Genomic DNA, 8,486 nt, shown 5'->3' on the forward strand with positions numbered 1-8,486 from the left:
CCTCAGAACTGCGGTGCCGTCTGGCACCACGACGCGTCGAATCCGGTGAGCGCCACGAGCTCGTCGCCCGAGCGCAGGTCGACGAGGTGCGTCTCCATGTTCTCAGGCAGCGGCAGCAGCATCTGGTCGTACGGGTTGTCGGCGAGATCCGGCGCGATCACCACGGCGGCGTACTGCCCGCTCGGCGAAGCGCAGGCCTGCAGGATCGAGTCGGTGGGACCGACCTCGACCAACGGGGTGGCCGCTCCCTTGTCGTTGACCTTGACGATCGCCTGGCCGCTGGGGATGCCGCTCTCGCTGCGCGCGACGACGTGCCGGAGAGTGCCCCCGGGGAACGGCGTGATCGTCGTGGCGGTGCCGTAGTCGGGATCCGAGGCGGCCAGCGGCTGCTCCGAGCCGTCGGTCAGGTCGAGCTCGACCACCGTGCCGTCGAGCCGCTCGACGATCGCCGTGTACGTGCCGCGGCTGACGCCCTGGATCGTCGTCGCGAGTCCGAGAGACTGCACACCCGCATCCGACGAGCGGTCGACGAGCGACAGCGCCCCGTCGAAGTCGATGAACAGCACCGCGGCGCTGTCGGGGACGAACTGCCAGACGAAGATGTTCGCCTCCTCGCCGCCGACCTCGGTGATGACGGGGTCGTCGTCACCGGTCAGCGACTGGGTGACGAGCACGCTCGCGCGCCCCTCGGTGTCGCTGAGCTCCTTGTCGGAATAGCTGTAGCCGACCAGTCCGCCTCGGTCGGACACCTGGATCGCGCCGACGTAGCCTTCGCCCGGCAGCTCGAGTTCACGCTGATCGGTGCCGTCACGCCGCATGACGATGAGCTTCGAGCCTTCGTCCTCCTCGACCGAGACGACGAGCTGCGACGACGTCGCGCGGAAGTCGTTGATCTTCCCGGCCGCGAACACCGGCACGGCGCTCTCGCCGGTGAGGTCGGTGCGGAAGATCGTGTCCTTCTTGTCGACGTCACGTCGCAGCAGGAAGATGTTCGACGCCGGCGTCGTGAAGCTCGTCGTCAGGGTCGCCGACGGCCCGCCGCCCGCCCCCACGGCGTCGGCGACGCTGACCGTGTACTTGGTGTCGTCGTCGAGAGGGACGGTGAAGCGGATGCCGATGCCGCGGCCGGCCGCGTCGAGGGTGAACGGCGCGGACGGCTCGACGGTCACCTGCGACTCGTCGATCGCGGCGAGCGACTGATTCGCGGTGAGGATGACCCGGCTGCCCGAGGTCTCGATGGCCTCGGCAGGATCCACCTGCACCTCGGTGATGCGCGGGCCCTGGGTCAGGCTGACGGCGCCGAGACCCGCCCCGACCAGGACGAGGATGCCGAGCACGGCGCCCAGCGCGAGGAGGAAGCGGCGGTTGCGCGGCGCCTTCGGGGCCGGCGCCGGAGCGGGGACGAACGCGGGCTTCGTGATCGGCGGGGCGGTGTCGGGCACCTCGGCCGCGGCGGGCGGGACAGGTTCCGGGGCCGACGCCTCGGCCGCGGCGGGCTGGACCAGTTCGGGGGCCGCAGGGGCGGCCCGGACCTCGGCAGTAGCAGCCTCGCGCTCGGCGGCCTCGCGGGCGGCGCGCATCTCGGCGCGGGTCCGGGGAACGGCGGGCACCTCGGGGCGCTCGTCGTCAGTACTCATACGGATCCCCGGGCTCGTCGATCGCCGTGACGGTCGTCGGGTCCACATGCAGCGAGCCGTCGGCATCCGCCTTCACGGTGCCCTCGACCTCGACCCACTGGCCGGTCTCGAACTCGCCGGCGTCGATCGTCACGGGAACCGTGGCGGGTTGCGCGTCGATGACGCAGTGCGTGATCACCATGCGCGTGAGGTTCACGCTGTCGCCGTCGGTCGGCGTCACGAAGCCCGTCAGCGTGACCGTCTTGCCGTCGTAGGCCGCGGTGTTCGTGGCTGTCGCGAACACGCTCGCCCACTCACCCACGCCGAAGGTCGCAGTGTCGGCGACGCCGAGCGTGACGTCGTCGGCTCCGGCGAAGAGCGTGGCCTGTTCGCCGACGCGCGACATCGCGAGCTCGACCGACAGCGACGCGGGAGGGAGGACCAGAGCGGCCACGACGACACCGGATGCGACGACTCCTCCGGCCACGGCTCCCGCCGTCGCCAGCCTGCGACGGGGGGATGCGGGCGAGGCCCATGAGTCCTCGGCCTCGTCGCCATGGCCGTGATCGTGTCCGTGGTCGCCCTCCGCGCCGAGCGGCAGCGTGCACGACCAGATCGCGCCGGCGAGGGTCACGACCGCCGCCGCGCACGCGAACCAGATCGACTCGGGGCTGATGTAGAGCGTGAGGCGTCCGGTCAGGCCGAGACCGAGCGTGACGACGGAGATCACGGTGGCGAGACCGATGCCCAGCCAGCGGGAGCCGAGCGCACCGGCGCGGGAGGGAACGGCGGAGTGCTCAGACAAAGACGTTCACCCCGATCCCGATCGCGAAGGCGGCGAACACGACCACGCCGACGATACCGACGAGGGTGCGGGTGGTGAAGGTGGTGCGCATGAGCGCGAGCATCTTCACGTCGACGAGCGGGCCGACGAGCAGGAACGCGACGATCGCCCCAGACGAGAACGTCGAGGCGAACGACAGCGCGAAGAAGGCGTCGACGTTCGAGCAGATCGCGACCGTCATCGCGAGGGCCATCATCGCCACGATCGACAGCACGGAGTTCGAGCCGATCGCCAGCAGCACGTCGCGCGGGATCAGCACCTGCACCGCACCCGCGAGCGCCGAGCCGATGACGAGCGCGGGCATCACGGCGCGCAGCTCGACGAGGAACTGGGTGAGGCTGCGTCGCACCGGGGTTCCCGGCTCATGCGTGACGCGGTCGCACGTGTCGATGAAGCGCTGCGTGAGCAGCGAGTCGGGCGAGGGGTGGCGGCTGTAGATCCAGCCGATGAGGTTCGCGATCAGGTAGCCGCCGACGAGGCGGGCGACGAGGATGCCGTCGTCGAAGCCGAACGCGGCGTGCGTCGTGAGGATGACGATCGGGTTCACGATCGGCGCCGCGATGAGGAAGGTCAGCGCTTCGGCCGGTGCCAGCCCGCGCATCATCAGGCCGCGGGCGAAGGGCACGTTGCCGCACTCGCACACCGGGATCAGCATGCCGAGCAGCGAGAGCACCGCACGACGGGCCCACGCGCGCTTCGGCAGCCAGCGGTGGATGACGTCGGACGGCAGCCACACCTGAACGACGATCGACAGCAGCACGCCGAGGATCACGAACGGCAGCGCCTCGATCAGCACGCTCAGGGCCAGCGTGAGTCCGTCCTGGGCCCTGTGCGAAAGGCTGGCGGTGAACAGATCGGGCAGGAAGCCGTCGATCAGGAACAGGGCCGCGATGATGACGACGCCGAGACCCACCCCGATCCACGGGGATCGCGGCGATCTGGTCGGTCGGTGCGAGTGCGTCGGCCGGGCAGCGGTCGTCGTGGTCACGCGTTCGCTGCCTCGTCGGCCGCACGCTTGTTGGTGCACGAGGCGCACAGGCCGAAGATGTCGACGACGTGCGCGGCATCCGTGAAGCCGTGCAGGGCCGCGGTGCGATGCGCCCACTGCTCGACGTCCTTCGCCTCGATCTCGACGGTGAGACCGCAGTTGCGGCAGATCAGGTGGTGGTGGTGCCCCTGGGTCGTGCACGCGCGGTAGAGCGCCTCCCCCTCGGGGCTCTGCAGCGAGTCGGCGTCGCCCGATGCCGCGAGGCCCGACAGCGCCCGGTACACCGTCGCGAGACCGATGCCGGTGTTGTCGTCGCGCAGCGAGGCGTGCAGACTCTGCGCGCTCACGAATCCGCGCGCGTCGGCGAGTGCTTCGCGCACGCGTTCGCGCTGCCAGGTGTTCCGCTGAGCCATACCGACGATTCTAGGTGCGCCCCGCTTGTGGCGGCCTGGGAGTCAGGCCCGCACCCGCCGCACCCCGCCACGCGCGCGCTGGACGATCCAGCACACGACGTAGATCGTGAACGACAGCGTCGTGATGTACGGGCTCACCGGCAGAGTGCCTGCCAGCGCGAGCAGGATGCCGCCGACGGCCGACACGAAGCCGAACAGCGCGGCGAGCAGCGGCACCGCCACCGGCCCGGCCGTCACGCGCATCGCCGCAGCCGCCGGCGTCACGAGCAGCGCCATGACGAGAAGAGCGCCGATGATGTGCACGCTCACTGCGACGATCAGCCCCAGCAGCACCATGAACATCAGGCTCACCGCCCGCGTGGGGACTCCGCGTGCGGCGGCCGACTCGGGGTCGAGCGAGTCGAACCGCAGCGGGTTCCACATGAGCAGCAGGCCCACCAGCACGACGAGGCTGATGCCGAGGAGCCAGCCGAGGTCGGGGCTCGAGACCGAGACGATCTGCCCGGTGAGCAGGCTGAAGCGGTTCGCGCTGCGCCCGTCGTACAGCGACAGGAACAGGATGCCGAGGCCGAGGCCGAACGGCATGAGCACGCCCACGATCGAGTTGCGGTCGCGGGCCTTCGCCCCGAGGACGCCGATGAGGATCGCGGCGACCAGGGCGCCGCCGAGGGAACCGACCACCACACTCCCGCCGAACAGCAGCGCCGCCGCGGCTCCGGCGAACGACAGCTCGCTGACGCCGTGCACCGCGAACGCGAGGTCGCGCTGCATGACGAAGACGCCGATCAGTCCGCCGACGATGCCGAGCACCGCCCCGGCGATGATCGAGTTCGCGAGCAGCGCGACGAGCTCGCCGTAGTCCTGGAACGAGAAGACGTCACTCCAGTCGACGGCGGGGACGATGCCGGTCATGACGTTCATGCCGCACCTCCGTGGTCGTGATCGTGCGCGTGCTCGTGGTGCGGCTCGGCATCGGGCACCCCGACGACGACCAGACGGTCTCCCGCACGCAGCACGAACACCGGGGTGCCGTAGAGCTCGGTGAGCACGCGCGTCTGCAGCACCTCCTCGGGAGTCCCGAGCACGAAGCGGCCGCCGGCGATGTAGAGGATGCGGTCGACGCGGCCGAGGATCGGGTTGATGTCGTGCGTCACGAACAGCACGGCGGCCTCGCGCTCGCGCCGCTGCCGGTCGATGATGTCGGTGACGGCGAGCTGGTTCGCGAGGTCGAGGTTCGACAGCGGCTCGTCGCAGAGCAGCAGGGAGGGTTCGTCGGCGAGGGCCTGGCCCACGCGGAGCCGCTGCTGCTCGCCACCCGAGAGCAGACCGACGCGGCGATCGGCGAAGTGCGCGGCCCCGACGGACTCCAGCAGCCGGTCGACCTTCGCGCGATCGCCGCGGTGCGGAATCGGAAGCCCGAACCGGCTGCCCTGCACGCCGAGCGCGACGAGGTCACGGGCCCGCATGCTCGTGTCCGGCGCGAGTGACCGTTGCTGCGGGATGTACCCGATGCGCCGATTGCCCTTGCGCACCGGCTCCCCCGCGACGGCGATCTCTCCGGCCGACAGCGGCTGCAGGCCCAGGATGCTGCGCAGCAGGGTGGTCTTGCCCGACCCGGACGGCCCGAGGACGGCGATGAACTCGCCCGGCTGCACGGTCAGGTCGAGTCCCGACCACAGCTCGCGGTCGCCGCGCTGGAGGGCCGCTCCGCGCACCTCCAGGACAGGTCGGCCGGCCTCGCCTGTGGGTCCCTCAGCCGGTCGACGGGCTCCGGTCACGACTGGAGTGCGTCAGCGAGGTTCTGGATCGCGTCGCTCATCCACTCAGAGTACGACGATCCTTCGGGGAGCAGCTCCGTGAAGGCCACGACCGGGATGCCGGCCTCCGCCGCAGCATCCTCGACGCGCTGCGTCTCGGCGCCGCCGGTCTGGGCGTTCGTGAGCACCGCGCGCACGTCGCCGCCCTCGACCACCTGCAGCGTGGCGAGCAGCGTCGCGGGGGGGACATCCGTGCCCTCCTCGACGGCCTCGGCGAAGCCCTCGGGGGTGACGTCCGTGAGCCCCGCCGCTGCGGCCAGGTAACCGGGGATCGGCTCCGTGATCAGGACGTTCGCGCCGGCGGCATCCGTCTTCAGCGTCTCGAGCTCGGCTTCGAAGCCCTCGAGGTCGGCGACGATCTCGTCGGCGTTGGCGGTGAAGTCCGCCTCACCCTCGGGGTCGAGTTCCGCGAGCTCCTCGGCGATCGCCTCGACGACGTGGATAACCGTGTGCACGTCGAACCACACGTGCTCGTTGAAGCCCTCGATGTGGTCGTGGCCCTCTTCGCCGTCGGCGTGGTCGTGGTCGTGACCCTCTTCGGCCGACTCCTCTTCTTCGGAATGCTCGTGGCCCTCGTTGCCGGGGTAGTCGTGCGAGTACTCGACCGCTGTCACGACGTGGGGGTCCTGCGTGTCCTCGAGGAGGGTGTCGATGAACGCGTCGTAGCCGCCGCCGTTCTCGATCACGAGATCGGCCTTCTGCAGCGTGAGCCGGTCGCGCGCAGAGGCCTCGTAGGAGTGCGGGTCCTGCGTCGCGGACGTGATGATCGACGTCACGTCGACCCGGTCGCCGCCGATCTGAGACGCCAGCGATCCGTAGACGTTCGTGCTCGCCACGACCTGGATCGTGCCGTCGCCACCCTCTCCCGCTGCGGGAGTGGAGCATCCGGCGAGCGCGAGCGCGGCGACGGATGCGAGGGCGAGGGAGGCGACCGACTTCTTCATGGTCTCCACTCTACGTGCTAATGAGAACCATTATCAAATCGGGATCCGCTCGACACGGACGGACTGCCGACGAACGGAACGGATGCAGGGCGAGAGACCACGCTCTCGCCCTGCATCCGAACCTCTCGGGTCGCGTCCTCAGTCGATCAGACCCGCCGGCGCGATCCACACGGTCGAGTCGCCGGGCACGGCCCCGTCGACGACCGTGCCGAGCACGACATCGGCGGCATCCGCGCCGAGGTCGAACGGCTCGGAGCCGAAGTTCGTCACGATCTGCCAGCCGTTCGGACGGGCGAACCGCAGCACGTCGGCGCGGCCGGTCTCGATCCACTCGAGGCGTTCCTCGGTCTGCAGTCGGCGACGCAGCCGCAGGGCCTCGCGGTAGAGCGACAAGGTCGACGACGGGTCGGCGGCCTCCACCTCGACGGCGTACTCCGCGAACCACGACGGCTGAGGAAGGTGCGCCTCGGTGTCACCGAAACCGAACGAGGGGCCGGATGCCGTCCACGGCAGCGGCACGCGGCATCCGTCCCGGCCCAGTCCGTCGAAATCGGCACCGCGGAAGAACGCGGGGTCCTGACGCTGCTCCGGGCCGATCTCCGCGACCTCCTGCAGGCCGAGCTCTTCGCCCTGGTACAGGTAGGTGCTTCCGGGCAGGCCCAGCAGCAGCAGCGTCGCGGCGTGCGCCCGACGCAGCCCGCCCTCACGGTCGAGCTGGTCGGCGGGTCCTCCGGCCTTGACCCACGCTGTCCCCTGCTTCTCGCCCTCGCGCTCGAGCGGCGGCAGTCCGTATCGGGTCGCATGACGGGTGACGTCGTGGTTCGACAGCACCCACGTGGTCGACGACCCGGTGGCGTCGGACTGCGCGAGGTTGTCGGTGATGATCGACCGGAACTGCTGTGCGTCGAAGTCCGCCACGAGCAGGTCGAAGTTGAACGCCTGACCCAGCCCCTCGGCAGAGGCGTACCGCGCCCGACGCTCGGGTGTGGACACCCACGCCTCGGCCACGGCGGTGCGGGGAGGGTCGTACTCGTTGAACACCCGGCGCCACTCGGCGTAGATCTCGTGCACGTCGTCGCGGTCGTTCAGCGGGTGGTTGCCGTCCTGGGGGATCAGGGCGAGCTCGTCCTTGCTGGGCAGCGGCTCGGTGAGGTCCTTGGTCAGCATGTGCGCGACGTCGATGCGGAAGCCGTCGACACCGCGGTCCGACCAGAAGCGGAGCGTCGTGAGGAAGTCCTCGCGCACCTCGGGGTGATCCCAGTTCAGGTCGGGCTGCTCGGGGGCGAAGCTGTGCAGGTACCACTGCCCGTCCTCGACGCGCTCCCATGCCGATCCGCCGAACGCGGCGGTCCAGTCCGTGGGGGGCTCCGACCCGCCGGGGCCCGCGCCCTCGCGGAAGATGTACCGTTCCCTGGCCGCCGACCCGCGGCCTGCGGCGAGCGCCTCCTGGAACCACTCGTGCAGATCGGACGAATGGTTCGGCACGATGTCGACGATGACGCGGATGCCGCGCTCGTGCAGAGCCGCCACCATGTCGTCGAAGTCGTCGAGGGTGCCCAGACGCGGATCCACGTCGCGGTAGTCGGCGACGTCGTAGCCGCCGTCGGCGAGCGCCGAGGGGTAGAACGGGCTGAGCCACACCGCGTCGATGCCGAGGTCGCGGAGGTAGTCGGCCCGGGAGACGATGCCGGGGATGTCACCGAGTCCGTCGCCGTTCGCGTCGGCGAAGCTGCGGGGGTAGATCTGGTAGACGGCGGCCTGGCGCCACCAGGTCGCCGTCGTGTCAGTGCGGTTTTCGAGGAGAAGCGCATGAGTCATGGGGGGTGATGCTCCTTCTTTCTTGGGGGGACGGGTGCGCGCCGTG

The 8,486-nt window shown here is 70.3% G+C and carries 8 protein-coding genes; all 8 read right to left on the reverse strand.

The window, feature by feature from the left end; translation table 11 throughout:
* Positions 1-2: 2 nt before the first annotated feature.
* Positions 3-1,637 carry an Ig-like domain-containing domain gene (locus BN2660_RS04935; RefSeq protein ID WP_255305032.1) on the reverse strand — a complete coding sequence of 545 codons (1,635 nt, stop codon included), beginning with the start codon at positions 1,635-1,637 and terminating at the stop codon, positions 3-5.
* Entirely contained in the window at positions 1,627-2,421 is a 795-nt protein-coding gene (locus tag BN2660_RS04940; RefSeq protein WP_091228013.1) for a TIGR03943 family putative permease subunit, read from the reverse strand. The genes BN2660_RS04935 and BN2660_RS04940 overlap by 11 nt, the downstream gene beginning before the upstream one ends.
* Complete coding sequence (locus BN2660_RS04945; protein ID WP_255305036.1) at positions 2,414-3,379, reverse strand: permease; 966 nt, start codon at positions 3,377-3,379, stop codon at positions 2,414-2,416. Before BN2660_RS04945 ends, BN2660_RS04940 begins: the two co-directional genes overlap by 8 nt.
* Before the next feature lie 65 nt (positions 3,380-3,444).
* Positions 3,445-3,861, reverse strand: a complete 417-nt coding sequence (locus tag BN2660_RS04950; protein ID WP_091228018.1) for a Fur family transcriptional regulator — start codon at positions 3,859-3,861, stop codon at positions 3,445-3,447.
* Positions 3,862-3,903: 42 nt separating this feature from the next.
* Positions 3,904-4,773: a metal ABC transporter permease gene (locus tag BN2660_RS04955; RefSeq protein WP_091228079.1), complete on the reverse strand. Its 870-nt coding sequence runs from the start codon at positions 4,771-4,773 to the stop codon at positions 3,904-3,906.
* A gap of 5 nt (positions 4,774-4,778) precedes the next feature.
* Complete coding sequence (locus BN2660_RS04960; protein WP_091228020.1) at positions 4,779-5,639, reverse strand: metal ABC transporter ATP-binding protein; 861 nt, start codon at positions 5,637-5,639, stop codon at positions 4,779-4,781.
* Positions 5,636-6,622, reverse strand: a complete 987-nt coding sequence (locus BN2660_RS04965) for a metal ABC transporter solute-binding protein, Zn/Mn family (RefSeq protein ID WP_091228023.1) — start codon at positions 6,620-6,622, stop codon at positions 5,636-5,638. The genes BN2660_RS04960 and BN2660_RS04965 overlap by 4 nt, the downstream gene beginning before the upstream one ends.
* 138 nt (positions 6,623-6,760) lie before the next feature.
* Complete coding sequence (locus tag BN2660_RS04970; RefSeq protein WP_091228026.1) at positions 6,761-8,440, reverse strand: glycoside hydrolase family 13 protein; 1,680 nt, start codon at positions 8,438-8,440, stop codon at positions 6,761-6,763.
* Positions 8,441-8,486 lie beyond the last annotated feature (46 nt).

This window comes from Microbacterium sp. 3J1, assembly GCF_001049495.1.
In the GTDB taxonomy this organism is placed as follows: Bacteria; Actinomycetota; Actinomycetes; order Actinomycetales; family Microbacteriaceae; genus Microbacterium.

Coding starts and splice junctions, on each gene's coding strand:
- BN2660_RS04950 (WP_091228018.1), bottom strand. CDS start 3,861: ATGGCTCAGCGGAACACCTGGCAGCGCGAACGCGTGCGCGAAGCACTC.
- BN2660_RS04955 (WP_091228079.1), bottom strand. CDS start 4,773: ATGACCGGCATCGTCCCCGCCGTCGACTGGAGTGACGTCTTCTCGTTC.
- BN2660_RS04970 (WP_091228026.1), bottom strand. CDS start 8,440: ATGACTCATGCGCTTCTCCTCGAAAACCGCACTGACACGACGGCGACC.
- BN2660_RS04935 (WP_255305032.1), bottom strand. CDS start 1,637: ATGAGTACTGACGACGAGCGCCCCGAGGTGCCCGCCGTTCCCCGGACC.
- BN2660_RS04965 (WP_091228023.1), bottom strand. CDS start 6,622: ATGAAGAAGTCGGTCGCCTCCCTCGCCCTCGCATCCGTCGCCGCGCTC.